Here is a 526-nt window from a genome sequence, read left to right as displayed (position 1 = left end):
TGTCGTAGGTGCGTCGGCCGAGCAGGAGCGCATCCGTGCCCTCGTATGCGGCGTCGACCTGTGCTCCGGAGACCTCGTCGAGCAGAGGAGCCTGCCAACCACCGAAGGGGAAGTTCTCGGGATCTTCCTCGGGGCTTCCTGGTGATTGTGCGACGAGGTCGAGGGTGGCGAACAACTCCAACGTGATGAGGCCCATGATTGCTCCTGGTTCTGTAAGACGGAATCTTCTTCAGCTCAATACTTTTCGCAGACTCTCGGCAAATTCTGTCGGCTTACCGGTCTGACCGAATTCGCCGCCGAGGAATCCCGAGTGGCCGCCGGGAAAGACAATCGGCTCCGATCCTAGGAGCGCTGCAGTCGAATACGCTGCGCGAGCAGCGATGTGACCGTCCTCTGGGCCGCCGGATTCTTCACCTACTCCGATCACAACAGTGGTGGGAGCAGCACGCAATGCACCGACATCCGGCGCGAAATCGACTCCTCCCCCTCGCATGTTGGACATCAGGGCATCGTCGCGGGTTCCGTC

General features: G+C 60.8%; 2 pseudogenes. Both read right to left on the bottom strand.

Going from position 1 to position 526, the window contains the following annotated elements:
* Positions 1 to 196, bottom strand: a pseudogene (locus tag R4P08_RS18465) (deaminase); the annotation flags it as partial.
* A 33-nt stretch (positions 197 to 229) separates the two neighbouring features.
* Positions 230 to 526 (bottom strand): annotated as a pseudogene (locus tag R4P08_RS18460) (alpha/beta hydrolase); the annotation flags it as partial.

The sequence above is a fragment of the Rhodococcus sp. IEGM 1408 genome, assembly GCF_033142235.1.
Classification (GTDB): Bacteria; Actinomycetota; Actinomycetes; order Mycobacteriales; family Mycobacteriaceae; genus Dietzia.
This window is presented reverse-complemented; position numbering and strand designations above follow the sequence as displayed.